Annotated in this window: 23 protein-coding genes; 14 read left to right on the top strand and 9 right to left on the bottom strand. The window is 63.6% G+C overall.

Annotation, left to right across the window (positions count from 1 at the left end; all coding sequences use genetic code 11):
* Positions 1 to 16: 16 nt before the first annotated feature.
* Positions 17 to 2,146, bottom strand: coding sequence for an acetate--CoA ligase family protein (locus QOU61_RS13955; RefSeq protein WP_289659278.1), 2,130 nt, complete (start codon positions 2,144 to 2,146; stop codon positions 17 to 19).
* 219 nt (positions 2,147 to 2,365) lie between these two features.
* On the opposite strand from QOU61_RS13955, the gene QOU61_RS13950 reads away from it, so the two are divergent.
* The 3 genes from QOU61_RS13950 (at position 2,366) to frc (ending at position 6,214) form a co-directional block, all read left to right on the top strand.
* Positions 2,366 to 3,058, top strand: coding sequence for a GntR family transcriptional regulator (locus QOU61_RS13950; RefSeq protein WP_289661509.1), 693 nt, complete (start codon positions 2,366 to 2,368; stop codon positions 3,056 to 3,058).
* 67 nt (positions 3,059 to 3,125) lie between these two features.
* Entirely contained in the window at positions 3,126 to 4,856 is a 1,731-nt protein-coding gene (oxc, locus tag QOU61_RS13945; RefSeq protein WP_289659276.1) for an oxalyl-CoA decarboxylase, read from the top strand.
* Between the two features lie 80 nt (positions 4,857 to 4,936).
* Entirely contained in the window at positions 4,937 to 6,214 is a 1,278-nt protein-coding gene (gene frc / locus QOU61_RS13940; RefSeq protein ID WP_289659274.1) for a formyl-CoA transferase, read from the top strand.
* 108 nt (positions 6,215 to 6,322) lie between these two features.
* Here frc and QOU61_RS13935 read toward each other — a convergent pair whose 3' ends face one another.
* Together QOU61_RS13935 and QOU61_RS13930 are read right to left on the bottom strand one after the other, a co-directional pair.
* A complete protein-coding gene (locus QOU61_RS13935) occupies positions 6,323 to 6,571 on the bottom strand; it encodes a helix-turn-helix domain-containing protein (protein WP_502876926.1) in 249 nt (82 codons plus the stop codon).
* 5 nt (positions 6,572 to 6,576) lie between these two features.
* Positions 6,577 to 7,143, bottom strand: coding sequence for a DUF2975 domain-containing protein (locus QOU61_RS13930; protein WP_289659273.1), 567 nt, complete (start codon positions 7,141 to 7,143; stop codon positions 6,577 to 6,579).
* A 200-nt stretch (positions 7,144 to 7,343) separates the two neighbouring features.
* Between QOU61_RS13930 and QOU61_RS13925 the strand changes: the two genes are divergently transcribed.
* The 3 genes from QOU61_RS13925 to oxlT all read left to right on the top strand — a co-directional run bounded on the left by QOU61_RS13925 (position 7,344) and on the right by oxlT (position 9,692).
* Positions 7,344 to 7,757, top strand: coding sequence for a DUF2147 domain-containing protein (locus QOU61_RS13925; RefSeq protein ID WP_502876956.1), 414 nt, complete (start codon positions 7,344 to 7,346; stop codon positions 7,755 to 7,757).
* A 233-nt stretch (positions 7,758 to 7,990) separates the two neighbouring features.
* Positions 7,991 to 8,128 carry a hypothetical protein gene (locus tag QOU61_RS13920; protein WP_289659271.1) on the top strand — a complete coding sequence of 46 codons (138 nt, stop codon included), beginning with the start codon at positions 7,991 to 7,993 and terminating at the stop codon, positions 8,126 to 8,128.
* A 274-nt stretch (positions 8,129 to 8,402) separates the two neighbouring features.
* The gene (gene oxlT, locus QOU61_RS13915; protein WP_289659270.1) at positions 8,403 to 9,692 is read left to right on the top strand and encodes an oxalate/formate MFS antiporter; all 1,290 of its coding nucleotides are present in this window, start codon (positions 8,403 to 8,405) and stop codon (positions 9,690 to 9,692) included.
* Between the two features lie 115 nt (positions 9,693 to 9,807).
* On the opposite strand, the gene QOU61_RS13910 is transcribed toward oxlT, so the two are convergent.
* The 6 genes from QOU61_RS13910 to QOU61_RS13885 form a co-directional block, all read right to left on the bottom strand.
* On the bottom strand, positions 9,808 to 12,018 hold the full coding sequence (locus tag QOU61_RS13910) for an O-linked N-acetylglucosamine transferase, SPINDLY family protein (protein WP_289659269.1): 2,211 nt from the start codon (positions 12,016 to 12,018) through the stop codon (positions 9,808 to 9,810).
* A gap of 12 nt (positions 12,019 to 12,030) precedes the next feature.
* The gene (locus tag QOU61_RS13905; protein ID WP_289659268.1) at positions 12,031 to 12,333 is read right to left on the bottom strand and encodes a hypothetical protein; all 303 of its coding nucleotides are present in this window, start codon (positions 12,331 to 12,333) and stop codon (positions 12,031 to 12,033) included.
* A gap of 52 nt (positions 12,334 to 12,385) precedes the next feature.
* Positions 12,386 to 14,872: a tetratricopeptide repeat protein gene (locus QOU61_RS13900; protein ID WP_289659267.1), complete on the bottom strand. Its 2,487-nt coding sequence runs from the start codon at positions 14,870 to 14,872 to the stop codon at positions 12,386 to 12,388.
* Between the two features lie 35 nt (positions 14,873 to 14,907).
* The gene (locus QOU61_RS13895; protein WP_289659266.1) at positions 14,908 to 15,228 is read right to left on the bottom strand and encodes a hypothetical protein; all 321 of its coding nucleotides are present in this window, start codon (positions 15,226 to 15,228) and stop codon (positions 14,908 to 14,910) included.
* Between the two features lie 185 nt (positions 15,229 to 15,413).
* Positions 15,414 to 17,108 (bottom strand): porin, encoded by a 1,695-nt coding sequence (locus tag QOU61_RS13890; RefSeq protein WP_289659265.1) that lies wholly within the window; start codon positions 17,106 to 17,108, stop codon positions 15,414 to 15,416.
* A 298-nt stretch (positions 17,109 to 17,406) separates the two neighbouring features.
* Positions 17,407 to 17,805, bottom strand: coding sequence for a hypothetical protein (locus QOU61_RS13885; RefSeq protein ID WP_289659264.1), 399 nt, complete (start codon positions 17,803 to 17,805; stop codon positions 17,407 to 17,409).
* Positions 17,806 to 18,362: 557 nt separating this feature from the next.
* Here QOU61_RS13885 and QOU61_RS13880 point away from each other — a divergent pair.
* From QOU61_RS13880 to QOU61_RS13845, 8 genes are all read left to right on the top strand, one after another.
* Positions 18,363 to 18,614, top strand: a complete 252-nt coding sequence (locus tag QOU61_RS13880; protein WP_289659263.1) for a hypothetical protein — start codon at positions 18,363 to 18,365, stop codon at positions 18,612 to 18,614.
* Positions 18,615 to 18,993: 379 nt separating this feature from the next.
* Positions 18,994 to 19,275, top strand: coding sequence for a hypothetical protein (locus QOU61_RS13875; protein WP_289659262.1), 282 nt, complete (start codon positions 18,994 to 18,996; stop codon positions 19,273 to 19,275).
* Between the two features lie 362 nt (positions 19,276 to 19,637).
* Entirely contained in the window at positions 19,638 to 20,063 is a 426-nt protein-coding gene (locus QOU61_RS13870) for a CBS domain-containing protein (protein ID WP_289659261.1), read from the top strand.
* 118 nt (positions 20,064 to 20,181) lie between these two features.
* A complete protein-coding gene (locus QOU61_RS13865) occupies positions 20,182 to 21,207 on the top strand; it encodes a 2-dehydropantoate 2-reductase (protein WP_289659259.1) in 1,026 nt (341 codons plus the stop codon).
* Positions 21,204 to 21,977: a fumarylacetoacetate hydrolase family protein gene (locus QOU61_RS13860; RefSeq protein ID WP_289659257.1), complete on the top strand. Its 774-nt coding sequence runs from the start codon at positions 21,204 to 21,206 to the stop codon at positions 21,975 to 21,977. The genes QOU61_RS13865 and QOU61_RS13860 overlap by 4 nt, the downstream gene beginning before the upstream one ends.
* Positions 21,978 to 22,146: 169 nt before the next feature.
* The gene (locus tag QOU61_RS13855; protein ID WP_289659255.1) at positions 22,147 to 23,142 is read left to right on the top strand and encodes an NAD(P)H-dependent flavin oxidoreductase; all 996 of its coding nucleotides are present in this window, start codon (positions 22,147 to 22,149) and stop codon (positions 23,140 to 23,142) included.
* A gap of 23 nt (positions 23,143 to 23,165) precedes the next feature.
* Positions 23,166 to 24,134 (top strand): zinc-binding dehydrogenase, encoded by a 969-nt coding sequence (locus QOU61_RS13850; RefSeq protein WP_289659253.1) that lies wholly within the window; start codon positions 23,166 to 23,168, stop codon positions 24,132 to 24,134.
* 115 nt (positions 24,135 to 24,249) lie between these two features.
* Positions 24,250 to 25,626, top strand: coding sequence for a cation diffusion facilitator family transporter (locus QOU61_RS13845; RefSeq protein ID WP_289659251.1), 1,377 nt, complete (start codon positions 24,250 to 24,252; stop codon positions 25,624 to 25,626).
* Positions 25,627 to 25,780: the final 154 nt, after the last annotated feature.

Below are 25,780 nucleotides of genomic sequence, written 5' to 3'. Positions count from 1 at the left end.
GCCCGCCTTCGTCCGATCAGAGCAGGCCCGCGCCGCGCGCCCACTTGTACTTGGCCCCCAGCACCTCGACCGGAAGCTCGGTCGAATAGGCGTAGGCGGGGATGCCATGCATATAGAGATATTCGGCGGCCTCCTCGACCTCGACGTCGCCGGCGAGCGAGGCGACCATCGGCTTCACGAAGCCCTTGGCCTCCATCTCCTTCTTCACTTCGACCATGTTGCGCGCGAACACCATCGGCGGCGTCACGATGGTGTGCCAGTAGCCGAGGATCAGCGCGTGGATGCGCTCATCCGACAGGCCGAGCTTGACCGTGTTGACATAGGTGATCGGCGGCTCGCCGCCGGTGATGTCGACCGGGTTGCCGGCGGCACCGAACGGCGGGATGAACTTGCGGAACGCCGCGTCGAGATCCGGCGGCATCGCCATCAGTTGCAGGCCGTTGTCGACCACGGAGTCCGAGAGCAGCACGCCCGAGCCGCCCGCGCCGGTGATGATGAGGATATTCTCGCCCTTCGGCGTCGGCAGCACCGGCACGCCGCGGGCGAATTCCAGCAATTGCCGGAGCGAACGCGCACGGATCACGCCGGACTGCTTGAACACGTCCTCATAGATCTTGTCGTTGCCGGCGAGCGCGCCGGTATGCGAGGACGCGGCCTTGGCGCCGGCCGAGGTGCGGCCCGCCTTCAAGACCACCACCGGCTTCTTCTTGGAGACGCGCTTGGCGGCTTCCGCAAAGGCGCGGCCGTCCTTCAAGTCCTCGCAGTGCTGCGCGATCAGGTTGGTGTTGGGGTCCTGCTCGAAGAAGGCGAGCAGGTCGTCCTCGTCGATATCGGACTTGTTGCCGAGGCCGACGATCGCGGAGACGCCCATTTTCGCCGAGCGCGAGAAGCCGATGATCGCCATGCCGATGCCGCCGGACTGCGATGACAGCGCCGCGTGGCCCTTGACGTCGTAGGCGGTGCAGAAGGTGGCGCAGAGGTTGGCCGGCGTATAGTAGAAGCCGTAGATGTTCGGCCCCATCAGGCGGACGTCGTATTTCTTGCCGACCTCGACGATTTCGGCCTGCAGCTCGGGATGACCCGCTTCGGCGAAGCCGGAGGGAATCAGCACCGCGCCCGGAATTTTCTTCTCGCCGCATTCGGTCAGCGCGGCGGCGACGAATTTGGCGGGGATCGCAAAAACCGCGACGTCGATCACGCCGGGCACGTCCTTGACGCTCTTGTAGGCCTTGTAGCCGAGGATCTCCGACGCCTTGGGATGGATCGGCAGGATCTCGCCCTTGTAGCCGCCGTTGATGAGGTTCTTCATCACGGAATTGCCGATCTTGCCGTCCTCGGCGGAGGCGCCGATCACCGCGACCGCCTTCGGCTGCATGATGCGGTTCATCGCCTTGACGATTTCCTCGGTCGGGCGCGGCTTTTCCCGCGGCTTGTAGTCGAAGTCGACGACAATGCGCACGTCGGCGGCGATCGCGTCCTTCTTGGTGGCGAACACGGGGTTGAGATCGAGCTCGACGATTTCGGGGAAATCGCTGACGAGCTGGGAAACCTTGACGATGATTCCGGCCAGCGCCTCGCGGTTGACGGGATCGCCGCCGCGCACGCCCTTGAGCATGTCATGGGCCTGGATGCCGTCGAGCATCGACAGCGCGTCTTCCTTGGTCGCGGGCGCGAGGCGGAAGGTGATGTCCTTCAGGATTTCGACGAGCACGCCGCCGAGCCCGAATGCGACCAGCTTGCCGAACGAGCCGTCGGTGATGGAGCCGACGATGACCTCGGTGCCGCCGGCCAGCATCTGCTGCACCTGCACACCCTCGATCTTGGCGTCGGCCTTGTATTTCCTGGCGTTGGCCAGGATCGTGTCATAGTTTTTCTCGACGTCGGCGGCGGTCTTGACGCCGACCACGACGCCGCCGGCCTCGGTCTTGTGCAGGATATCGGGCGAGACGATCTTCATCACGACCGGGAAGCCCATGCCGGTTGCGATCCTGGCAGCCTCGGCCCCCGACTTGGCCACCCCCTCCTTCGGGACGGGGATTCCGTAGGCGTCGCAGACCAGCTTGCCTTCCGGGGCCGTCAGGCTCGTGCGTTTGTCCGCTTTGACCTGGTCGAGAACTTTGCGGACCGCATCTTTGGCATTGGACATAGGGGGCTTCCTCCTTGGTCAATTTTATGGCATTTGGTATGCCAGCGGCAGGATTTGTCAAGTCGAGCTGAGAAATAGAAATACCGAAAAAAACAGGCAACTTGACAGTCTGGCATCTGGCATGCCAAAAAATATCACGCAAGTCTTCTGCTAATAAGCGTCTCCCGATGCAGGAGACGAATCGTGCCGACACGGAAACAGACCAAGGCGCAACCCATCATGGCCGATGCCGATATCGCAATCGTCCGCATTGCTCCGGAAACGAGCTTCAAGAACAAGGCCTATGAGGCCTTGAAGGATGCCATCCTGAAGATGGACATCTACTCGACGCCCGAGCCGGTGATGCTGGACGAGCGTGCGCTGTCCGAGCGACTCGGCGTCAGCCGCACGCCGATTCGCGAGGCGATCGCGATGCTCGAGCAGGACGGCTTCGTGAAGACCGTGCCGCGCCGCGGCATCATGGTGGTGCGCCGGACCAAGAGCGAGATCGTCGACATGATCCGCGCCTGGGCGGCGCTGGAGAGCATGGCCGCGCGGCTGATCACGACCACGGCGCGAAAGAAGGACATCACGGCCCTGCGCGACTTCTTCAAGAATTTCGGCAAGGACCACCTGCCGCAGGACCACGTCGAGGAATATTCCAGGGCCAATATCGCCTTTCACCAGGCGCTGATCTCGCTCTCGGAATCCCCTGTGCTGGTCGACATGACCAACGACATCCTGCTGCATGTGCGCGGCTACCGGCAGCTCACGATCGGGCGCGCCGAGCGCATCGCGGCGTCGCTGCCCGAACATCTCGGCATCATCGAAGCGCTTGAGGAGCGCGACACCGAGCTCGCCGAAAAGCGCGCCCGCGATCACACGCTTGCCCTTGCCGCTTTTGTCGAGGCGCATGGCCAGGAACTGGCGTGATCGGGACGATTTTTACAACTGAGACGATCAATTCGTCCTCGAAGAGACGAGTCAGGGAGAAAGGCCCATGCTGAACACCGCCGCCAAGTCCGAGGCATCGGGCACTGAACAGGAACTGACCGACGGATTCCATCTCGTCATCGACGCGCTGAAGCTCAACGGCCTCGACACGATCTACGGCGTGCCGGGGATTCCGATCACCGATCTCGGACGCATGGCGCAGGCGGCCGGCATCCGCGTCATCTCCTTCCGTCATGAGCAGAACGCCGGCTACGCGGCGGCGATCGCCGGCTTCTTGACCAGGAAGCCCGGCGTCTGCCTCACCGTCTCGGCGCCCGGCTTCCTCAACGGCCTCACCGCGCTCGCGCACGCCACCACCAACTGCTTCCCGATGATCCTGATCTCGGGCTCCTCCGAGCGCGAGATCGTCGACCTGCAGCAGGGCGACTATGAGGAAATGGACCAGCTCGCGATCGCCAAGCCGCTGTGCAAGGCGGCGTTCCGCGTGCTGCATGCCCAGGACATCGGCATCGGCCTTGCGCGCGCGATCCGCGCCGCCGTCTCGGGGCGCCCCGGCGGCGTCTATCTCGATCTGCCGGCAAAGCTGTTCGGCCAGGTGATGAATGCGGAGGCCGGCCGCAAGTCGCTGGTCAAGGTGATCGATGCCGCGCCCGCACAGATCCCCGCCCCGTCAGCCGTCAAGCGCGCGCTCGACGTGCTCAAAAGCGCAAAACGCCCGCTGATCATCCTCGGCAAGGGTGCGGCTTACGCCCAGGCCGACGACGACATCCGCAAGTTCGTCGAGAAGAGCGGCGCCCCGTTCCTGCCGATGAGCATGGCGAAGGGCCTGTTGCCCGACCTGCATCCGCAATGCGCGGGCGCGGCGCGCTCGACCGTGCTGAAGGACGCCGATGTGGTGATGCTGATCGGCGCCCGGCTCAACTGGCTGCTCTCGCACGGCAAGGGCAAGAGCTGGGGCGATGCCCCGAAGAAGTTCATCCAGGTCGACATCGAGCCCAAGGAAATGGACTCCAATGTCGAGATCGCCGCGCCTGTCGTCGGCGACATCGGCTCCTGCGTCAGCGCGATGCTGGAAGCCATGGGCGGCAACTGGCCTGCCCCGCCGGCCGAATGGACCAATGCGGTGAAGTCCAAGCGCGACGAAAACGTCGCCAAGATGGCGCCGCGGCTGATGAACAACAACTCGCCGATGGACTATCACGGCGCGCTCGGCGTGCTGCGCACCATCATCAAGGAGCGCCCCGACGCCATTCTCGTCAACGAAGGCGCCAACACGCTCGACCTCGCCCGCGGCGTGATCGACATGTACCAGCCGCGCAAGCGGCTCGACGTCGGCACCTGGGGCGTGATGGGCATCGGCATGGGCTCGGCGATCGCCGCCGCCATCGAGACCGGCAAGCCGGTGCTCGCGGTGGAAGGCGACAGCGCATTCGGCTTCTCCGGCATGGAGGTCGAGACCATCTGCCGCTACAAGCTGCCGGTCTGCGTCGTCATCTTCAACAATGACGGCATTTATCGCGGCACCGACGTCAATTCCGCGGGCGCCGACCCGGCAACCACCGTCTTCGTCAAGGGCTCGCGCTACGACAAGATGATGGAGGCCTTCGGCGGCGTCGGCATCAACGCGACCTCGCCCGACGAGCTGAAGCGCGCGGTCAATGCGGCGATGGATTCCGGCAAGCCGACCCTGATCAACGCGGTGATCGATCCGGCCTCGGGCTCGGAAAGCGGCCGCATCGGCAACCTCAATCCACAAAGCATTCTGAAGAAGAAATAGCGGCTACATCCCGCGGGACCGGCGGACCCGCTTCATTGTTTCTGCGCGAGCAGGGCTAGATACGATACGGAGCAACGACGATGACCAAGGCGCTGACGGGCGTTCGCATTCTCGATTTCACCCACGTCCAGTCGGGACCGACCTGCACGCAATTGCTGGCGTGGTTCGGCGCCGACGTGATCAAGGTCGAGCGTCCCGGCGTCGGCGACATCACGCGCGGGCAGTTGCAGGACATTCCCAACGTGGACAGCCTGTATTTCACCATGCTCAACCACAACAAGCGCTCGATCACGCTCGACACCAAGAACCCGAAGGGCAAGGAAGTCCTGACCGAGCTGATCAGGAAGTGCGACGTGCTGGTGGAGAATTTCGGCCCCGGCGTGCTCGACCGCATGGGCTTCTCCTGGGAGAAGATCCAGAGCATCAACCCGAAGATGATCGTGGCCTCGATCAAGGGCTTTGGTCCGGGACCTTATGAAGACTGCAAGGTCTATGAGAACGTCGCCCAATGCACCGGCGGCTCTGCCTCGACCACCGGCTTCCGCGACGGCCTGCCGCTCGTGACCGGCGCGCAAATCGGTGACAGTGGCACCGGGCTGCATCTTGGGCTCGGCATCGTCGCCGCGCTCTACCAGCGCACCATGACCGGCAAGGGCCAGCGCGTCACCGTGGCGATGCAGGACGGCGTGCTCAACCTCGCCCGCGTCAAGCTGCGCGACCAGCAACGTCTCGCCCACGGCCCGCTCAAGGAGTACAGCCAGTACGGCGAGGGCATTCCGTTCGGCGATGCCGTGCCGCGCGCCGGCAACGATTCCGGCGGCGGCCAGCCCGGACGCATCCTCAAATGCAAGGGCTGGGAGACCGATCCCAATGCCTATCTCTATTTCATCACGCAGGCGCCGGTCTGGGAGAAGATCTGCGACGTCATCGGCGAACCCGGCTGGAAGACGCATCCCGACTACGCCAAGCCTCCAGCCCGACTGACGCGGCTCAACGAAATCTTCGCGCGCATCGAGCAATGGACCATGACCAAGACCAAGTTCGAGGCCATGGAGATCCTCAACAAGGACGACATCCCCTGTGGGCCGATCCTGTCGATGAAGGAAATCGCCGAGGACCAGTCGCTGCGCGCCACCGGTACCGTGGTCGAGGTCGACCACCCGACGCGCGGCAAGTACCTCTCGGTGGGCAACCCGATCAAGCTGTCGGACTCGCCGAGCGAGGTCGGCCGTTCGCCACTGCTGGGCGAGCACACCGACGAAATCCTGCGCCAGGTGCTCGGCTTCAGCGACCACCAGGTGGCTGAGATCCACGCTTCCGGCGCGCTCGAACCTCCGCGGAAGCAGGCGGCGGAGTAAGCGCCGCACGGCATTCTCGAAGACCGGCGAATATGGCCGCGGTACACCGCGGCCATATCTTTTTTCGCTTGAGGAAAGTTGCGCTCCCGCGTCCCGATCGACGCCGGATCAACTCCCCTCGCCCGCATCCGCTTCGCCGGCGTCGTCGCCAGCGACATATTCCAGGATATCTCCGGGCTGGCAGTCCAGCTCGCGGCAGATCGCCGCCAATGTCGAGAAGCGCATCGCTTTGGCCTTGCCCGTTTTCAGGATCGACAGGTTTTGAATGGAGATGCCGATGGCCTCGGCGAGGTCTCCCAGCCGTCGCTTGCGTCTCGCGAGCATGACATCGAGGTTCACAACGATCGGCACAGGCATGCACCTCAGATCGTCAGTTCATTTTCGGTCTGCAGCAGGATGGCATGCTCGATGACGAATTTCAGCGCCATCAGGAAAAGGCCGCCTGCAATCGTGCCGACGTCGATGTTGTAGGACGGCAGAAAGAACTTGGCATCGCCGATCTCGTGCAAGGCATAAAGCACCGCGTTGCTGGTGATCACATCGACGAACGGCCAGATCACCAGAATGATCCCCATCCACCAGACGCCCTGGAGCGTCTCGGACACGAAGATCCGACCGCAGGCGAATCGATGCACCATGCGGTGAAGGATGCCGATCAACACCGCGTAGAACGAGAGCTGAAATGCGAACAGCGACCAGAATAGCAACTGGCCCCGGCCCGACATGTTGAGCGGATTGATGACGATGCCGGCGCATTTCGCCTGCTCGGGATTGAGGCTCGCTGCAATGGCGACCGACGCAGTCGTGTTCGTGCGATAGGCGAGCCAAATGAACACCGCGAAGGCGACCCAGATGGCCCAGAATGCGAGGTCCAGACGGCGAAACCAGCGCCGCCGGGTGTCACGAGCCGAATTCCACACCACCGCCATTTGAGAACACTCCGCCACCATTTGCAGGTCATCAGCATGCCTGCTTCTCATACTTGACTCAATCCTTATCATGTTTTATTGATCGTTTATCATGAAGTTTTTCATGAGAGGAAGATCAATCGATGTCCCTTTCCCCGCCGCATCCCCTGCCTCTCAAACCCGGCGCACATTCCTCTTGTTATCGTTTCATCCGGCGCCTGATGGGGGCGCTCCTGTTTATCGCCACCCACGTAAGCCCGGTCCAGGCAGCGAAAGCCAACGATCCCGCCGGCATCTGGCTGACCCAGTCGGGCGACGCCAAGATCCGCGTCAACCGCTGCGGCACCACGCTGTGCGGTCGCGTGGTCTGGCTCAAGGAGCCAATCGACAAGGCAACGGGAAAGCCTCAGCTCGACGACCGCAACGCCGATCCTTCGCTGCGCGGCAGGCGGGTCATCGGCATCTCCCTCTTCATCGACATGCAGCCGGCAGGCCCCAACAAATGGTCCGGAAAGATCTACAATGCCGATGACGGCAAGACCTATGCAAGCACGGTGACCTTGCTGCCGTCAGGCAATCTGAACGTCCGGGGATGCATGGGGACGCTGTGTGCCGGCGAAGACTGGAGCCGATAGGCCGGACTTTCCGAAGCCTCCGCCAGCCGTGGAAAAAGCCGCCGGACCCGGCGGCTTTTGTTTTTTGACCCCGCCAGCCGTCCAGGCAGGGCTGTCAGGGGACATCATGCTGCAATGCACTATGACGGATGCTGCCATGCAAACACGTCAATTGCCTCTGGCATCTGGTATACATAGATTGTGCTTCGAAGATGAGACAGTAATCCTGACCGTCTCGAAGAAGGAAATGACCGATGTCCAAGACCGCTACCTTCCCTCTCCCCGCTCCGACCACCCTGTTCGGCCGGTTGATGGCTGCAATCGACCAGTTCCTGATGGCGAGCGCGCGCGCGTCGGTGCGCAATGGCGATCTGCCGTACTTTGGTCTTTGATCGCTTCGTGAATTTGCGGCTTTTGGCGCTGCTCCCGCACGACCGCCAATCCGCTACTCAACAACGTAGTACTTTGAACGAATGGCCCCGCCTTGCGGGGCCATTTATTGTTTTTGCACACAGGCGGCGTGCGGCCACCCGATCAAAACATCTGCGACAAATCAGCAGGCTCTGCGCAAGAAGTGAAATAATCCCCTTGCGCTCTGGCATATCATATACCAAAATGACCGATGGCAGCGCATGTCCTTGAGAAACGCGCGCCTCGGGAGGAACTATGACGGATACCGTTCAAGGAACAGTCCCCGCCACCGCGCGTGTCAGCGACGCCTACCGCTGGACACAACTGGCCATCGGCGTCGCCGCGATGGTCATGATCGCCAACTACCAATACGGCTGGACGTTCTTCGTCCCCGACATCCAAAAGAAGTTCGGATGGGACCGCGCATCCATTCAATGGGCCTTTACGCTGTTTGTGCTGTTCGAAACCTGGCTCGTGCCGATCGAAGGCTGGTTCGTCGATAAATATGGCCCGCGCATCGTGGTTCTCGTCGGTGGCATCTTTTGCGCCATCGGCTGGGCGATCAACGCCGAGGCGACCTCGCTCAACGGTTACTACCTCGGCATGATCGTTGCCGGCATCGGCGCCGGCGCCGTTTACGGTACCTGTGTCGGCAATGCGCTGAAATGGTTTCCCGACAAGCGCGGCCTGGCCGCCGGCATCACGGCTGCGGGGTTTGGCGCCGGCTCGGCGCTGACCGTCGCGCCGATCCAGGCCATGATCAAGGATTCCGGTTTCCAGAGCACGTTCCTCTATTTCGGACTCGGCCAAGGCATCATCATCGTGATCCTCGCCTTCTTCCTGTTCGCGCCGAAGGCCGGGCAGATTCCAGCCGTCGTCCAGACTGCCGCGATCATTCAAAGCCGGCGCAACTACCAGCCGACTGAAGTCATTCGCAACCCGATATTCTGGCTGATGTATTTCATGTTCGTGATTGTCGGCGCCGGCGGATTGATGGTCACCGCCAATCTCAAGCCGATTGCCGTCGATTGGAAGCTCGACAATGTGTCGGTCAGCCTGATCGGCCTGACGATGACGACCGTTACGTTCGCGGCGACCATCGATCGTATCCTCAATGGCCTGACGCGGCCGTTCTTCGGCTGGATCTCCGACATGATCGGCCGCGAAAACACGATGTTTATCGCGTTCGGCATCGAAGGCGTCGGCATCTGGGCGCTTTACATGCTGGGCCACAACCCGGTCTGGTTCGTGGTGCTCTCAGGCATTGTCTTCTTCGCCTGGGGTGAAATCTACTCCCTGTTCCCCTCGACCTGCACCGATACCTTCGGCGCGAAATTCGCAACCACCAATGCCGGCCTGCTCTATACGGCCAAGGGCACCGCCGCCCTGCTGGTGCCGGTTGCGAACTACGTGCAGCAATTCACGGGAAGCTGGGATCTGGTCTTCCTTATTGCGGCCGGCGCCAACATCCTGGCGTCGCTGCTGGCGCTGCTGGTTTTGAAGCCTTGGCGCAGGACCGTTATCGCCGCTTCCCCCGCTTCCTGAGACGAGCGTTCGCTGCCAACACCGAAAGCGCCCATCCTTCGGGATGGGCGCTTTTCTTTTTGCGACACGGCCTCGGGAAAACGATCGTTGCCCGCTTTCAGATGACGCGTTTTGCTCACAAAGCGCGCGCTACCCGTTCCAGAAACTCTTCGAGCCCCACGATGCACGCACGGTCGCGGTAGACGCGATGCTTGCCGGCGGCAATCTGCGAGGCGACCTCGGCGCGCTTCGCGCTGTCGCGCGCGAGCGCAACGGCAATCGAAACATACTCATCGATCGTTTGCGCGGTTGTCCCGCGGACGTCCATCATGTTCAGGATCGCCGTGCTATGGCGGCCGCGCATCATCGTGCCGGTCAGGGTGACGATCGGGATGTTGTGGACGAGGCTCTCCAGCACCGAGTTGCAGCCCGACCAACCAATACTGTCCAGCAGCACGTCGCACTGACCAATCGCTGCGACAAAACGCTCTGGCGGGAGCCTCGGCAGGACGATGCAGTGGGCGCGCCCATCGAGGCCGAAGGCCTCGAACGCCCGGTCGAGTCGCTCACGGAACCGCTCGGTCACCCCCCTGCCCCCGCCGAATTCGATGAAAACGAACTGGGACGCCGGCACCTCCCGCGCGATCCGCGCAAAAACCTCGTCGAACTGAGGCAGATATTTTGGCGGCGACTGCGCGCACCAATAGATCACGGCATCCTGCCGCAGACCCAACTCGGCGCGATCGACACGCGCCGGCGCGCCTTCCGCCGGCTCGTAGTAGATCGACAGGTTGGGCAACCTGATCAGCTCTTCCGAATAATGCACATCCGCTTCCGGCGGCTCCATGAGATCGCTGCTCAGAAAATAGTCGATCGTCGGAAATCCTGATGTGACCGGGTGTCCCCAGGAGCCGCACTGCGCTCGCGCCAGCCGCGTCGCCGCGAGCTGTGCCGAGACCTTGTCCATGCCGATCTCGGGAAACAGCAGCACATGCGGCGCGTCCTCGAGGATGGCATGACGCCAGCCATCGAGTGGCAATGGTCCTTCCACGAAGCGCTCGCAGAGCGCTGCGGCTGCCTCCGTCTCGCCGTCCCGCTCAATGCCCGTGTGATAGCCGAACAGGCGGAAGCGCGATCGATCGAGCGTCTTGAGCCAGCCCTTGATTGGAATCTTCCAGTTCGAGTGCTGGCGGAAAAACCCGCTGACGATCCCGAGCCGGATCGGCTCATGGGCCGCCGGCGGCGGCGCCGGTGACGCCGCACCGAACCGCGCCGTCATGACCTTGCAGACCGCGGCGCCATACTGCACCTGCAGCGCGCGGTCGTTCTCGCCCTGGTAGGGCAGATAGAACGGCTGGTGCGAACCGACCACTTCCGCAAGCGCCCCCGGCGAGGCGGCTCGCTCGAGCTTTGCCGTGAACTCCGCAAGCCGGCCTGCATAGGCGGTGCGGCGCTCCGCGATCTCGGCTGAGGTCTGATAAAGCGCGGGCAATTCGGCCATGCACAGCGCCAGCGCCGCTTCGAGGAAATCCGGCTTCAGCGCGACCGCGCGCGCGAAATGCTCCTTCGCCTCGGCAATCCGCGTCTCGCCGCGCAGCGCCATCCCGATATTGTAACGGGCGATGAACGAGTTCGGATCGATCTCGAGCGCCGCGCGGTATTGCTGCAACGCCTCGCCATGGCGATCCATGGCGCGCAGCATGTTGCCGAGATTGTTCCGCGCGCCGGCCTCGCGCGGCGCGACGCTTGCCGCATGCTGCGCGGCGGCCAGTGCTTCAGGCAGACGGCCGGTTCGTTGCAGCAAGGCGGCAAGATGAAGATGGGCATCGAAGAAATCCGCGCGCAACACGACCGCCTCGCGATAATGCTGCTCCGCTTCTGCCGTACGACCGGCCATTTCCAGGACAGTCGCAAGGTTGAAATGCGCAAGCGGCGAATTCGGATCGGCCTTCAAAAGCTGCGTGAATTGCAGCGCGGCCTCGTCGGCGCGTCCGAGCGACCGCAAGGCTCGCGCGAGGTTGTGGCGCGCCTCGGCGTAATCAGGGTTGATCTCCACCGCCCTCGCAAAGCACGGCAACGCCTCGGCAAGCCGGCCGGTCGAGGCCAGCATGACGCCCCAGTCGTTATGCGCTTCGGCAAAATCCGGACGCAAGGCCAGCGCCCGTCCGATCAGCGCGCCGGCATCCGGACGCCGCAGTTGATGGGCGACGACGCCCGCAAGGTGGAACGCACGCGCATCATGGGGCGCCGCCTCGCACGCCTGGCGATAGAGCCGCTCGGCTTCCGGCAGGCGCCCCGCGCGATGATGGGCGATCGCCGCCGACAGGAGCTGCTCGGAACGCGCCATGCGGGACCAGGATCACTCGCAGGGGCGCGAGCGGCCGAGACCGAGGTCGATCTCGCACGGGCTGCCATAGACCCAGACCGGCTGGTCGCAAGGGAGCGCGCGCGTCGCGCGGTAGATCGTATCGCAGGCGATGTTCGAGGCGGGATGCAGAACGAGCGTGGGGCCATGATAGGGCGCAACCGGCGCAGGTTCGACCGCATAGGCCGGAACCACAGCGCGGTGATGGCGGTGCTTTCGTGCATGGCCCGCAAGCGCCTGGCCGCTGTCGGCGCACACGAGGACCATGATCATTGCGACGATTGCCTGCCGGGACATGTGCCTGCTCCTGTTGTTCTCGACCATAGCGGTGATGCTGAACGCCGACAAATCACTCGATCGCGAATGCGACCGGCTTCTTCCCGTCACGCCAGTTTTGCCACATGCGCAGATACGCCGCCTCGATGTGTCCGGCTGTTCGCGCCAGATCGAAGACCGGATTGCTGTCGCGCGTGGCCAACAGGCGCTTTCGCAACGCATCGAGACGCGAGGGGTCGGAGGCGAGCTGCAAGGCCGTGTTTTCGTATTCGGCAAGCGATGCCATCACCAGTTCCGGCAAGCCGCTCGCGGTCAAAAGGCTGCCGGCCACGCGGCTTGCAAATGTCTCGCCGGTCAAGGTCAGAACCGGCAGTCCGCACCACAGCGCGTCGCTCGCGGTCGTGTGGGCGTTGCAGGGCCATGTATCGAGGAACAGGTCGGCATGGCGGTGGCGCTCGAGATGCTCCGCAGACGGCACCGTGGGGGCAAAGACCAGGCGCTGCGGATCAACGCCGCGCCTCGTGGCCTCGCCCTGCAGGTTGTCGCGAACCCATTGGTTCGGCGCCAGCAGCCAAAGCACGCTGTGCGGCGCCGACTTCAGCACCCGCATCCAGATGTCGAACAGCGCAGGCGAAAGCTTGTAGCTGTTGTTGAAGCAGCACAGCACCAGGCCTTCGGCCGGCAGTCCCCAGTCCTGGCGGGCGGTCTCGTGCGCCGCAATCGCGCGCTCGCGATCGTTCACCTGATAGCAGCCGGGAAGCTGCGCCAGCCGTTCCGGGAAGAAAGCCTGCTGGCTCTCCGGCACGACGAAGCGGTCGACCAGGACATAATCGATGAAGTCGGCGCCCATGGTTGCGGGATAGCCGAGATAGCTGACCTGGATGGGCGACGGCCGCAGTGCTGCAATCGCTGGCCGCGCGTCATGGGTATAGCCCTTCAGATCGATCAGGATGTCGATCTGGTCGGCGTGGATTTGCCCTGCCGCATCGCGATGCGAGAATGCCCTGACATCGACAAAGCGATCGAAGGCATGGGCGATCCGATCGCGCATCGGGCTCGCATCGTCAGGACCATAGCCATAGCCGAACACCTCGAAGCGCGTGCGATCATGGTGCTCGAACAGTTCGGCGATCAGATGCGCCGTCGCGTGCTGATGGAAATCGCCCGAGAGATAGCCGAGCCGGATCCGCCGGTCCTGATCGGGCGGGCGATGCGTAAAGGCAGCTTCCTTCGGCAGCGTCGGCCCGATCCACTGCTGCGCGCAGCGCAACTGGTCTGATGGCGCGGCCTGTGTCGGGAACAGGTAAAACGGCGGGATACGCACCCCACCCCTCACCAACTGGAGCAGGCTGTCCTGATCCGCGGCGTGGTCGGCCCAATCGCAGACGAGCGCGCGATGGAAGACGAGCTGGGCAACCGCATCGGGATAGCCGGGCCGCAGCCGAAAAGCGTCGCGCCAGGCGGCGATCGCCTGATCGAGATGCCCCTGCTCGCGCAGCGCGTTGCCGAGATTGTAGGCGGCTTCCGGAAAGGCGGGCCTCAGGGCCAGCGCCTGCTCGAACGCCGCTTTCGCTTCGTCGACGCTCCCATCGGCCAGTAACGCGGTGCCCAGATTGTTGTAGCTGTCCGCATGGGCCGCCGTGGGCCGGACCATTCGGCGGTACAGGTTGATGGCGTCACGCGCGCGCCCCAGCTCCTGCAGCACAATGCCGGCATTGTTGGCGGCATCGAGATAGTCCGGCCGCAGCATCAGGGCGCGACCATAGGAGTCCAGCGATTCTTCCAGCCTCGCCTGCTGCTGCAGGACCACGGCGCGGTTGTGAAGCGCCTCCGCGTAGTCGGGCTGCAGCCCGATCGCCGTGTCGAACGCCGCCAACGCCTGGTCGGGCAGACCGCGATCCCTGAGCACCGCCCCCAGATTGTTATGCGCGACCGCAACAGCGGGGTTCGCGGCAATAAGGCGCCGGTACGCGTTCTCTGCGGCCTCCAGATCGTGCATGTCGTGCAGGACCGCGCCAAGGTTGAACTGAGCCTCCAGATAGGCCGGCTGCGCCGCCACGGCGGCACGATAGGCCGACGCAGCCTCCTCGAAACGCCCCTGCATCTGCAGGAGCACGCCGATATTGTTGTGCGCCTCGGCATAGGAAGGCCTGGCGGCGACGGCCGAGCGGTATGCTTGCATCGCGCCGTCGACATCGCGCTGCTCTTTGAGCGCATTGCCGAGCGCGAGGAATGCCTCGGCATAACCAGGGTTGAGTTCCAGCGCGTGGCGATGCGCGGCGATCGCGTCGGCGAACCTGCCTTGCTGTTGCAGGACCAGGCCGAGGTTGTTGTACGCGGGCGGTGTCGACCAGTGTGCGATTTCCGAGCGAAGAAGGCTTTCGGCGCCGGCGAGATCGCCCTGCCGCGCTGCGATGATCGCAAGATTGCCGTTCGCCGCCGCATTGTGCGGGTCGACGCGCAAGACTTCCCGATAAAGCGCCTTGGCCTCTTCGATCGCGCCCTGCCGATGCGCGGCAAGGGCGTTTTCCAGGAGGGTTTCTGCTGTCGAACGTCCCACGGCGTCGTTCGCTCTCAGGCATCGAGCCGCCGCACCTAATACGGCGATCGATAGTTGGTGTACTGAATATTAAAACTCGTTGCGCCGTAAAGTTTCACATAGACGATGGGACCATCGAGCTTGACCTCGTCGATCGAGCGCGGCCCCTTGAACAAGGTGCCATCGTTCTCATGGCCGGCGGCATAGATGACGGCCTGCCCTGTCGGAGGCGTAAGGGTTACAATCATCGTCACCCCGGTCGCCGATTCAGGAATGTATTGCGAAACGTCGACCTTGATCGGGGTCGGCTCGACGGGCGCCTCCGGCGGCGCTTCGGCCTGTGCAAGTTGCACAATGGCTGGCGGCTGCAGATCCATGGCTTGTTCCCTGTGAGGGACACAACCTTACCAAATTCGGTCGCGGCAGGCTGCCGGCAAATCGATTTTTCACGGGCTTACGCGGCCACCCTCCAGCGATAACTGAGGTTATCCGCCGCACCGAAGCAAGCGCAAAAAGGGAGGACCCTCATCAAGTCCCCCCTCCCTGCGATATGCGGCGACGCTCAGAAGTTGAACGTCATGCCAGTCGAGGCCGCCTTGAGCGAGGCTCCCCCGATCGTGTCGTTGGCGGCGTCGCGCGAGCATATCTGATAGCCATGGCCGCTTGCACCGAGGCAGTAATGCGCCCCCGGTCCCTGCGTGAGATAGGTGCCCACAACGTACCAACTTGCCCACTGGTTGAAGTAATAGCGAGCGCCGATCGAATATTGAGAGGCGGAATCGTCGAACAGATTGGCCTGATATTGTCCTATCTGAACGACGGGGTTAACCGTACCATCGGCGACGCAAGCGATCGCGGCATTGCTGTTGTTCAGGCTGAGGCATGCCGGATTGCCGGGCGTCTTGAAGGCATGGGCATAGGATGCGCTCACCGACCATTGCTTGCCGATGAATTGCGTTACGCTGGCATAGACGCCATCGCGCGAGCGCTCGTTGAAGGGCTGTTCAAAGGGCAACACCTCGCGGCGCATCCATTCGTAGTAAGCGTAGAACTGCAGATCGCCGATCCCGTCGTTGACCCGATAGCCGCCGCCGATCTTGGCCGCCCATTCGTTGTGAACGCCGGTCGAGACCGCAGAGCCATCCGGCAGGAATAGCTGATTGAACAAAACCGGGGCTCCCGGCAAGGTTGGCTGCAGGCCATCATCGCCGTGGCGGTTGACCTGCTCGTGCAGCTCGTAGGCGGCGATTCCGGTGAACGGGCCGTTCTTGTAGATCAAAGCGGCACTGTAGGCGTTGCCGTAAGAGCCGTCGGTACATCCGTTGCCGCCAATGTTTCCAGCCACGGCGCCGCCAGTGCCCGGGAAATTGCTGCCGCTGCCACGGGTCGAGGCGCCGTTGCACTGGAAGTAGTCGCCGAAGGAATAATCGCTGTTGTCCTTGGCGTAGTTCTGGCCCGGCGAAATCAGCGCACTGAACTGGAAGCCATTGAAGATCGGCGACTCGTACCAGACCGCATGGTTCATGCGCCAATCGAACTCGGCGCGGTTGTCGCCGCCGGTGTTGCCCATGATGGAATTATAATCAGCGACGGTTCGCGTGAACGGGTCGAACGCGGCCGTAGCCTTCTTGTAAGGCGTATCGCTCTTGCCGGCCTTGATCGCGCCCCACGGACCCTCGAGGCCGAGATAGCTGTCGCGCGTCCCGAACGATGCGCGCTCGGTCGGAGCAGCCGCAAAGTCCACTTGCGATTCAATTTGCGCCACCGCCGCCCAGCCGTCCCAACCGTACGGCGCGAGATTGTGCCTGACGCGAACACCGAAGCTGGAAATGTTGCTCGAGACTCCGAGTTTCGTGCCCTGGTCGAAGACCGACGGATTGAAGATGTCGCCGGAAAGATCGATCGAGCCGTAGAGCGTGACCGTGGTGTTGTCGACCAGTGGCGCCAGCGGCCCCGCCTTGACCGGCATGCCACCAATGGTCGGGCCCGGCGGCGGTTTCGGCGAGGTCGCGACGGCCTCGTGCATGACCGGATTGCCCTTGAACTTGCCTGGATCAGCCGCGGCTGGGGCTGGTGCCGCCGCTGCCGGCTTCGCCGCGGACATCGCGCGGACTTTCGCGCGCAGTTCGGCATTCTCCTTCTCGATCTTGTCGAGGCGCGCCATCACGTCATCGAGTGTCGCCGAGCGTGCCGAGCCACTGAACGAAAGCAGACAAAGCGCGGCGCAGGCCGTGCCGGACAGAAGCTTGGTTTTCATTGCGCTTTTTCCCCCACCCTTACGAAGCCGACTCAACTTTCGGGCGAGGCGAGCCTAAGATATGCCAGATGCCAAGCGGAAGCCCTCTCAACAGGGTTAATGAACTTTCCGTAACCCTGTTACAAAAATGGTACAGGAGTACTGCTGCGGTGCAGCAAAATGTCGCACTTTGACGTCAGTCTAGTGGAAGCCTGGCATCAGTTCCCGCATAGGGCGCGGCAACCAAGACGGCATGCTGGACGGCCATTTTACTAACCAGAAGTTGCATGCGAGGAACGCGGGAGCGCGCGGTCCCGCTCTAGTCTGTCCATGCAGTATCGCCGCGCTGGATGCGTTCCACGATTTCCGCCTGGAAAGCCGGCGGCCCGAACGCAAACCACTCGTTGTCGATCTGGTACATCAAGCATCTGCGTCGCTCGATGCTGAACCGCTTCAGCCAATCGAGCGCCTTCATCTTCGGCGCGGAGCCGACTGCCACCGCGACATCGACAGGAAGGTTGCGCCAGACGAAGTTGGCGGGGAGCAGGATCAGGTCCGATTTGTCGGGCCGCATCCAATCAGGCAGCGGGCTTGAGGCGACCAACCAACCGCACACGAACTCGCGGCAAGGATGCTGCGGGCGCTCGTCATAGATCGAGCAACCATGCGCGATGCGGAAGGGACACGGCTTGCCCGGGCGGACCTCATGGCCGCGCACCTCGATGCGCAGCGCACCACCGCAGCAAGCGGTGCAGTCGCCGCAGTCTCTCGCCTTTCCGCTTTGCATCGGCCGACGCGCGCCCCGCCTGAATGTTCCTTTGCTTCACACTCCGCAAATAGTCGTTCGCGCGCGGCGCGAGCGAACTCAATAACGGCAGCATAAGCATCGCGACAAGCACAATTGCCGTCAATGCCTTTCACAGGCTTAGTACCCCCTCAGGCATGGTCCAAGATGTTGCACGTCTTCTTGACGCAGACGATCACGCCCATCGCAGACCCGGCTGGCCTGGCCGTCGATCGTGCCGGCGCCTACCTGCCGCCGACGACGTGGAACATGGCATGGCGGGTTTCGTTCGCTCGCCGAGCCCGACGTCCAAGCCAGCCTCCTGAGGCAGCCTCGAAAACGAGCCACGGAGCCGCTTCACTTCCGCGGCGCCGCGATCTCGCAGCTTGCTTGCGAGAGTCATTAAATCCGAATTTATAGCTTCTCACGATCCGTTTAATGGTCCGTGCGATCGGCTCGACCTACCTGAATTGCGAAACAGGAGGTTCACAATGATCAAGACATCTTTTTCGTTTGCCACGTTGCTGGTGACTTCGATGCTGCTGGCAGTGTCGTTCATCGGCCCCGCCAGTGCGCGTGAAGCAGTCGGCACCTTCAACACCCCGTCAGAAACCGGTCGCGAGGTTGCGGCACCAAGCTGGAGCGCTGCCTGCATGACAGATCAGGGTCCCAGCAAATGCGACCAGCCCGTCTGGGTCTACGGCAGTCCTGCGGCAGTGTCGCGATACAGGAGTGCCTTTTGATGCGGAGGCGGGCCGGATAAAGCCAGCGGTCAATGTCTGCTGGGGTTCGTACTCAGCAAGGATTCTGACGCGAGCTCAATCGTGATTCAAAGCCTCCGATTCGAGGAGGCCTTGATGCGCAAGCAACTTTAGTTGAGCGACGCGGAGTGGAAGCGCCTCGAACCGCGGCTGCCCCGTGGATGGCGTGGTGCGCACCCGTCGGTCGTCCACCCGATGTGCATCGGCGCTATCTGCCTCCTCGCAACAGACTTACTCGCAACAGACTTGCAAGACTGCCGAACATTCGCGTGATCGGGAAATATCCAGCCTCCAATGTCGGTCATCCCTGCAGAGACTGACATGCCGCCGCTGGCGCGAGGCTCAATCAAGGAAGCGAACGATGAAGATCACATGCCTTCTGGCTGCGTTACTGCTTGTGCCAACTTTCGCGACGCAAGCCGCAGCTCACGTGCGAACCAACAGAAGCAGCTATCAAGCGCAGGTCGGCACTCGACCGACGGTTGACAATTGGTCGCAGGGATACGGGATCGAGGGCCGCGAGATCGCAGCTCCGCCCTGGAGCTTCGCCTGCATCAACGATCAAGGCCCACAACAATGTGATGAGCCCATGTGGGCCTATGGCAGCGCCGACTATCTCGCGCAATTTAGGAATGCGTTCTGACATTCGCGCTGCCGCATACTCGCGCTGCTCGAATGGCCGCCGCTATTCTCACTGCGAGATGATCTAACTTTTCCCGTTGGCAATTTGCGGCTTCCCTTTCGGAAGCCGCGAGCATCGCCGACCATCGCGGGCGCGCCGCCAATTATTGTATCCCAAATACCACGGCGGCTGGGCCACGGCTTCAAAGCGCTGTAAGGCCAAAACCCGCCCTCGCCCGCCTGGCACGGAACGTCAATAATACTGCCGCTTTCTTAGCCAGGCACGGCCAAAAAACTATTCGCGACCAAATTGACAATTGGCATAATGTATACCAATCTAATAGCCGTCATGGTGATCCACAATGCCGATCAAAGGAGGTTGCGATGCAAGTCGGAGACATCCTGCGCAGGAAGACGCCGCGCGTGGTGACGGTGCGAATGAATGAGACCGTGGGCATTGCCGCGCAATTGATGCGCGCCAACAATATCAGCGCGCTCGTGGTCAAGGACGTTGTCCGCTCCGAGGGTAACACCGCGGTCGGCATGTTCACCGAACGCGACGTGGTGCGCGCGATCGCCGAACACGGCGCCGCTGGCGTCAACCTCAAGGTCTCGCAGCTGGTCCCGGTGCAGCGCCTCGTCGCCTGCTCGTCGTCGGATACGCTGGAGCACGTCCGCCACCTGATGAAGGTGCATCACATCCGCCATCTGCCGGTGATCGATAATTTTGCACTCGCGGGCGTGATCAGCATGCGCGACGTGTCCGCCGCCTTCGACGAGGCTGCAAGCGGCGCGCCCAAGGCGGCCTGACGCAACGCCCCGCCGGGGCGCCTTCATTACGCATGGCTTTCCTCCCTGCTTCGGCCTGTTGCGCCGAAGCAGCGGGTCGATGCGTGCCGAACTTCACCCCTGACGTCGAGGGACTGCGATGAAGATCTGCATCTATGGCGCCGGCGCGATCGGCGGATATCTCGGTGTTCAGCTAGCGCGGGCCGGCGCCGAGGTCAGCCTGGTGGCGCGCGGCCCGCATCTGGCCGCCATGCGCGCGAACGGGCTGAAGCTCCTGGTCGGCGGCGAGACGCATGTGGTGCGGCCGCGCTGCACCGACAATCCGGCCGAACTCGGCGTGCAGGACTACGTCATCATCTGCCTGAAGGCGCACTCGATCACCGGCGTGCTCGATCAGATGCAGCCACTGCTGGGAGGTCGCACCCGCGTCGTCACCGCAGTCAACGGCATTCCCTATTGGTACTTCTACAAGCATGGCGGCCGCCATGAGGGCGCGACGCTGGAAAGCATCGATCCCGGCGGCCGCCAGTGGCGCGAGATCGGACCCGAGCGCGCGATCGGCTGCATCGTCTATCCCGCGACCGAGATCGAGGCCCCCGGCGTGATCCGCCATGTCTATGGCAACCAGTTCCCGCTGGGCGAACCCTCCGGCGAGACCACCGCCGACGTCAAACGGCTGGCCGAACTCCTCGTCGCGGCCGGCATGAAGGCGCCGGTACTCGACCGCATCCGCGACGAGATCTGGCTGAAGCTGTGGGGCAATGTCTGCCTCAACCCGATCAGCGCGCTCACCCATGCGACGCTGGACGTGATCTGCTCCAACCCCGAGACGCGCGCACTGTCGAAGGCGATCATGCTGGAAGCCCAGGCGATCGCCGAGACCTTCGGCGTGGCGTTCCGCGTCGATGTCGAACGCCGCATCGAAGGCGCGCGCAAGGTCGGCGCGCACAAGACCTCGATGCTGCAGGATCTCGAGCGCGGCCGCCCGATGGAGATCGATCCGCTGGTGACCGTCGTGCAGGAGATGGGACGCCTCACCAGCATTCCGACGCCGGCGCTCGACACCGTGCTGGCGCTGGTCGCGCAGCGGGCGAAGATCGCCGGCCTCTACGACGGCATGATCCAGCAGGCCACGGCGAAGGCCCCTACCCCTGCTCTCGCATGACCGCCTGGATTCGCTTCCGCCACCAAGGCAAGACCGGCTTCGGAACGCTGACGCCGGCCGGCGTCAGCGTGCTCGACGGCGAGATGTTCGGCCATGCGCGACCAACCGGACAGCTGCTCGACCTTAACGATATCGAGCTGCTGGCACCGACCGCGCCGAGCAAGATCGTCGCTCTCTGGAACAACTTCCACGCCCTGGCCGCCAAGCTCAACCAGCCCGAGCCGCCGGAGCCATTGTATCTCCTCAAGGCCACGAGCAGTGTCGCAGCACCGGGCGCGGTGATCCGGCGGCCGGCATCCTATGACGGCAAGACCACCTATGAGGGCGAGCTCGGCATCGTCATTGGCAGGACCTGCCGCGCGGTCTCGGTTGATGAGGCCGGCGACTTCATCTTCGGCTATACCTGCGTCAACGACATCACCGCCAACGACATCCTCAATCGCGACCCGACCTTCGCGCAATGGGCGCGGTCCAAGGGCATCGACGGATATGGCCCGTTCGGTCCCGTCATTGCCACAGGCATCGATCCGGCAAAGCTCGTGGTGCGCACTATCCTCAATGGCGTGGAGCGTCAGAATTACCCGATCGCCGACATGATCTTCAGCGTGCGAGAGCTCGTCAGCAGGATCTCGCACGACATGACGCTTCTGCCCGGTGACCTGATCTGCTGCGGCACCTCAATCGGCGTCGGCGTCATGAAGGAGCCCGTCAACATCGTCACCGTCGCAATCGACGGCATCGGAGAACTGACCAACGAGTTTTGGCAGTAGCGACCGCTGCCGGCTGCATCGGCGTGGACGGAATAGTCCGCCCTCCATTTCGGCATGGGACCGCCGCCCCGTGCCCGGTAGACATTCGCCGGGCGTGCCGCCATCCTGTTTCCCGAAAATCCGGCAAGGACGGCGCGGTCGCCCGCGCGAGAGGAAACAGAGGGCAGCGATGCTGAAAACGCGATTCACCGAGCTGGTCGGCGTCGAACACCCGATCGTGCAGGGCGGCATGCAATGGGTCGGACGCGCCGAGCTGGTCGCCGCTGTCGCCAATGCCGGGGCGCTCGGCTTCATCACCGCGCTGACGCAGCCGACCCCGGAAGACCTCGCGAAGGAAATCGCGCGCTGCCGCGAGATGACCGACAGGCCGTTCGGCGTCAATCTTACCATCCTGCCGGCGATCAAGCCGCCGCCCTACGCGGAATACCGCGCCGCGATCATCGAGAGCGGCATCGGGGTCGTGGAGACCGCCGGGAACAAGCCGCAGGAACATGTCGACGAGTTCAGGAAGCACGGCATCAAGGTCGTGCACAAATGCACCAGCGTCCGCCATGCGCTGTCGGCCGAGCGCATGGGGGTCGACGCGATCTCGATCGACGGCTTCGAATGCGCCGGCCACCCCGGCGAGGACGACACCCCCGGCCTGATCCTGATTCCGGCCGCCGCAGCCAAGGTGAAGATCCCGATCATCGCCTCCGGCGGCTTCGGCGATGCGCGCGGCCTGGTGGCGGCGCTGGCGCTCGGCGCCGACGGCATCAACATGGGCACCCGCTTCATGTGCACCAAGGAGAGCCCGATCCACCAGACGATCAAGGAGCGGATCGTCGCCAATGACGAGCGCGAGACCGAATTGATCTTCCGCACCATGCGCAACACCTCGCGCGTCGCCAAAAACGCGATCTCGACCAAAGTCGTGGCGATGGAAAAGGAAGGCGCGACCTTCGACCAGGTGCGCGAGCTCGTGGCCGGCGCGCGCGGCAAGATGGTCTATGCGACCGGGGATGCGGATCACGGCATCTGGTCGGCAGGCCAGGTGCAGGGCCTGATCCACGACATCCCGAGCTGCGCCGAGCTCATCTCGCGCATCGTCCGCGAGGCGGAAGCGATCATTCGCGGCCGGCTCGAGGGGATGCTGTCGGGCGCGCGGCGCGAGGCCGCCGAATAGACATCAGCAGCGGGGATGAAACCATGAGAGCCTATATCTACGGTCCCGATGGCCCGGCTATTGCCGATGTCGCCCGCCCCGCGCCGAAGGGCACGCAAGTGCTGGTGCGCGTGCGCGCCTGCGGCCTCAACCGCGCCGACCTCGGCATGACCAAGGGCCACCGGCACGGCAGCGCCGGCGGGGTCGGCAGCGTTCTCGGCATGGAATGGGCCGGCGAGGTCGCCGAGCTCGGACCGGAGGCCAAGGGCGTCGCCATCGGCGACCGCGTCATGGGTTCGGGCGCGGCCGCCTTTGCCGAGTATGCGCTCGCCGATCACGGCCGGCTGTTCAAGATACCCGCCGCAATGAGCTTTCCGGAGGCGGCCACCCTCCCCGTCGCGCTCGCCACCATGCACAATGCGGTCGTTACCGAAGGCCGCCTGCAGGCCGGACAGAGCGTCCTGATCCAGGGCGCGAGCTCCGGCGTCGGCCTGATGGCGATGCAGATCGCCACCCTCAAGGGCGCGAAGCCCGTGATCGGCTCCTCGACCGATGCGATGCGCCGCGGCCGCCTGAAGGAATTCGGCGCCGATCTCGCGATCGATTCCTCCGATCCCGGCTGGGTCGATCAGGTGCTGAACGCGACCGGCGGCGAAGGCGTCGACCTGATCGTCGATCAGGTTTCGGGCAAGGTCGCGAGCCAGAATCTTGCGGCGACCAAGATCAAGGGTCGCATCGTCAATGTCGGCCGGCTCGGCGGCACCCGCGCCGAGTTCAATTTCGACCTGCATGCCGTGCGCCGCATCACCTATGTCGGCGTGACCTTCCGCACCCGCACGATCGAGGAGATCCGCGCGATCTTCGACGCCGTCAAGAAGGACATCTGGCCGGCGGTGGAGAGCCGGAAGCTCGCGCTGCCGGTCGACAAGGTCTTCGCCTTCGACGATATCGGCAAGGCGTTTGCGCACATGGAAGCCAACAAGCACCTCGGCAAGATCGTCGTGACGCTTTGATGTCGGGAAAATCTAAATCGGAATAATTCGCAATCTCAGTTGGCTTGGCGAATGCATGGTGACAGTGCCCGCATCGTACTTTCATGTCGTGTGACGGCCTGCTAAAGCGCGGGCCATGAGCCGTCCCTCCACCAGCAAATCATCCGTCGCGGCGATCTCGATCGTCGCCAGCGGCAGCATGGCCGCGGCCAAGTTCGTGGTCGGCGTCATGATCGGCAGCCTGGCGCTGATCTCGGAGGCCTTGCACAGTTCGATCGACCTGGTCGCGACCATCATCACCTGGGTGGTGGTGCGGATCTCAGACCGCCCGGCGGATGAAGAACACCATTACGGCCATGGCAAGTTCGAGAGCCTGTCGGCGCTCGGCGTGACGGCACTCCTCTACGTGCTCGCCGGCGGCATTTTGGTCGAGTCCTATAGCCGCCTCCGCGAGGGCGCGCCCCCGCCGACCATCTCGGCCGTCGCCTTCGTCGTGCTCGTCATCGACATCGCCGTAAACTGGTGGCGCGCCGGCGCACTGCACCGCGCCGCGCGCGAAACCAAGAGCCAGGCGCTCGCGGCCGACGCGCTGCATTTCGCCTCCGACGTGCTCGGCTCCCTCGCGGTGATCGCCGGCCTCATCCTCGCGGCCTTCGGCTTCTGGTGGGGCGACACCGCAGCCGCCATCGCGGTCGCCGTCATGATCGGGTTCCTGGGCCTGAAGATGACGCGCGCGACCGTGGAAACCCTGCTCGACCGCGCGCCGGAAGGCGCCTCCGAGAAGGCCGACGCCGCCATCCGCACGGTGCCCGGCGTCGTCGGCATCGAGCGGCTGCGCGTGCGCACGGTGGGCCCCACTCATTTCGTCGATGCGGTGGTCGAGGTGCCGCGCACGCTGCCGATCGACCGCGTCGACCAGATCAAGCGCAAGGCGGAAGAAGCCGTCGGCAAGGCGCTGGGCGGTGCCGACCTCACCTTCACCACCGTGCCGGTCGCCCGCAACAACGAAACCGTGCGCGAGCGCATCATGGTGATCGCGCGCAATTCGGGGCTCGCGGTGCATCACGTCACCGTGCACGACCTCGGCGGCAAGCTCACCGTCAGCATCGATCTCGAGGTCGACGGCGCGATGCCGCTCACCGCCGCGCACGCCGTCACCCAGCGGCTCGAGGCCAGCATCCGGGAGGAATTCGGCGAGGACGTCGAGGTCGACACCCATGTCGAGCCGCTGGAGCCGGAATTGCCGTTCGGCACCGACGCCGCACCCGAGCGAGTCGAGACCATCAAGGCCGCGCTGACGCGATTTGCCGCCGACAGCCCGATCCACGACATCCATAATGTGCGCGTCCGCGACACCGAGGCCGGCGAGATCGTCAACTTCCACTGCCGCGCCGAGCCATCGATGAGCGTGATCAGGGTTCACGAGAACGTCGATGGGATCGAGCGCGCGCTGCGCCGCGCCTTTCCGAGCGTGAAGCGCGTGATCAGCCACACCGAGCCGCCGCGCAGCTAGATACTGCCTCGTTCCCGTTTCGGACTCAGTTTCGCGTTCACGATTACGCGTTGGATAAGATTTATTTCGCATTAACGATTCGTTGACTCTCGACACGCCGCAAAAACTGGATTCAAATCGCTGTGATTCGGAAGCACATGGGGTTCTTCCAAAT

It is taken from the genome of Bradyrhizobium sp. NP1 (assembly GCF_030378205.1).
Classification (GTDB): Bacteria; Pseudomonadota; Alphaproteobacteria; order Rhizobiales; family Xanthobacteraceae; genus Bradyrhizobium.
Note: the sequence above shows the minus strand (reverse complement) of the source record. Positions and strands in the feature narration are given on the sequence as shown.

Bases quoted from the DNA above. Each gene is read 5' to 3' on its own strand.
- QOU61_RS13955 (WP_289659278.1), bottom strand. From the start codon at position 2,146: ATGTCCAATGCCAAAGATGCGGTCCGCAAAGTTCTCGACCAGGTCAAA.
- QOU61_RS13950 (WP_289661509.1), top strand. From the start codon at position 2,366: ATGGCCGATGCCGATATCGCAATCGTCCGCATTGCTCCGGAAACGAGC.
- oxc (WP_289659276.1), top strand. From the start codon at position 3,126: ATGCTGAACACCGCCGCCAAGTCCGAGGCATCGGGCACTGAACAGGAA.
- frc (WP_289659274.1), top strand. From the start codon at position 4,937: ATGACCAAGGCGCTGACGGGCGTTCGCATTCTCGATTTCACCCACGTC.
- QOU61_RS13935 (WP_502876926.1), bottom strand. From the start codon at position 6,571: ATGCCTGTGCCGATCGTTGTGAACCTCGATGTCATGCTCGCGAGACGC.
- QOU61_RS13930 (WP_289659273.1), bottom strand. From the start codon at position 7,143: ATGGCGGTGGTGTGGAATTCGGCTCGTGACACCCGGCGGCGCTGGTTT.
- QOU61_RS13925 (WP_502876956.1), top strand. From the start codon at position 7,344: ATGGGGGCGCTCCTGTTTATCGCCACCCACGTAAGCCCGGTCCAGGCA.
- QOU61_RS13920 (WP_289659271.1), top strand. From the start codon at position 7,991: ATGTCCAAGACCGCTACCTTCCCTCTCCCCGCTCCGACCACCCTGTTC.
- oxlT (WP_289659270.1), top strand. From the start codon at position 8,403: ATGACGGATACCGTTCAAGGAACAGTCCCCGCCACCGCGCGTGTCAGC.
- QOU61_RS13910 (WP_289659269.1), bottom strand. From the start codon at position 12,018: ATGGCGCGTTCCGAGCAGCTCCTGTCGGCGGCGATCGCCCATCATCGC.
- QOU61_RS13905 (WP_289659268.1), bottom strand. From the start codon at position 12,333: ATGTCCCGGCAGGCAATCGTCGCAATGATCATGGTCCTCGTGTGCGCC.
- QOU61_RS13895 (WP_289659266.1), bottom strand. From the start codon at position 15,228: ATGGATCTGCAGCCGCCAGCCATTGTGCAACTTGCACAGGCCGAAGCG.
- QOU61_RS13890 (WP_289659265.1), bottom strand. From the start codon at position 17,108: ATGAAAACCAAGCTTCTGTCCGGCACGGCCTGCGCCGCGCTTTGTCTG.
- QOU61_RS13880 (WP_289659263.1), top strand. From the start codon at position 18,363: ATGATCAAGACATCTTTTTCGTTTGCCACGTTGCTGGTGACTTCGATG.
- QOU61_RS13875 (WP_289659262.1), top strand. From the start codon at position 18,994: ATGAAGATCACATGCCTTCTGGCTGCGTTACTGCTTGTGCCAACTTTC.
- QOU61_RS13870 (WP_289659261.1), top strand. From the start codon at position 19,638: ATGCAAGTCGGAGACATCCTGCGCAGGAAGACGCCGCGCGTGGTGACG.
- QOU61_RS13865 (WP_289659259.1), top strand. From the start codon at position 20,182: ATGAAGATCTGCATCTATGGCGCCGGCGCGATCGGCGGATATCTCGGT.
- QOU61_RS13860 (WP_289659257.1), top strand. From the start codon at position 21,204: ATGACCGCCTGGATTCGCTTCCGCCACCAAGGCAAGACCGGCTTCGGA.
- QOU61_RS13855 (WP_289659255.1), top strand. From the start codon at position 22,147: ATGCTGAAAACGCGATTCACCGAGCTGGTCGGCGTCGAACACCCGATC.
- QOU61_RS13850 (WP_289659253.1), top strand. From the start codon at position 23,166: ATGAGAGCCTATATCTACGGTCCCGATGGCCCGGCTATTGCCGATGTC.
- QOU61_RS13845 (WP_289659251.1), top strand. From the start codon at position 24,250: ATGAGCCGTCCCTCCACCAGCAAATCATCCGTCGCGGCGATCTCGATC.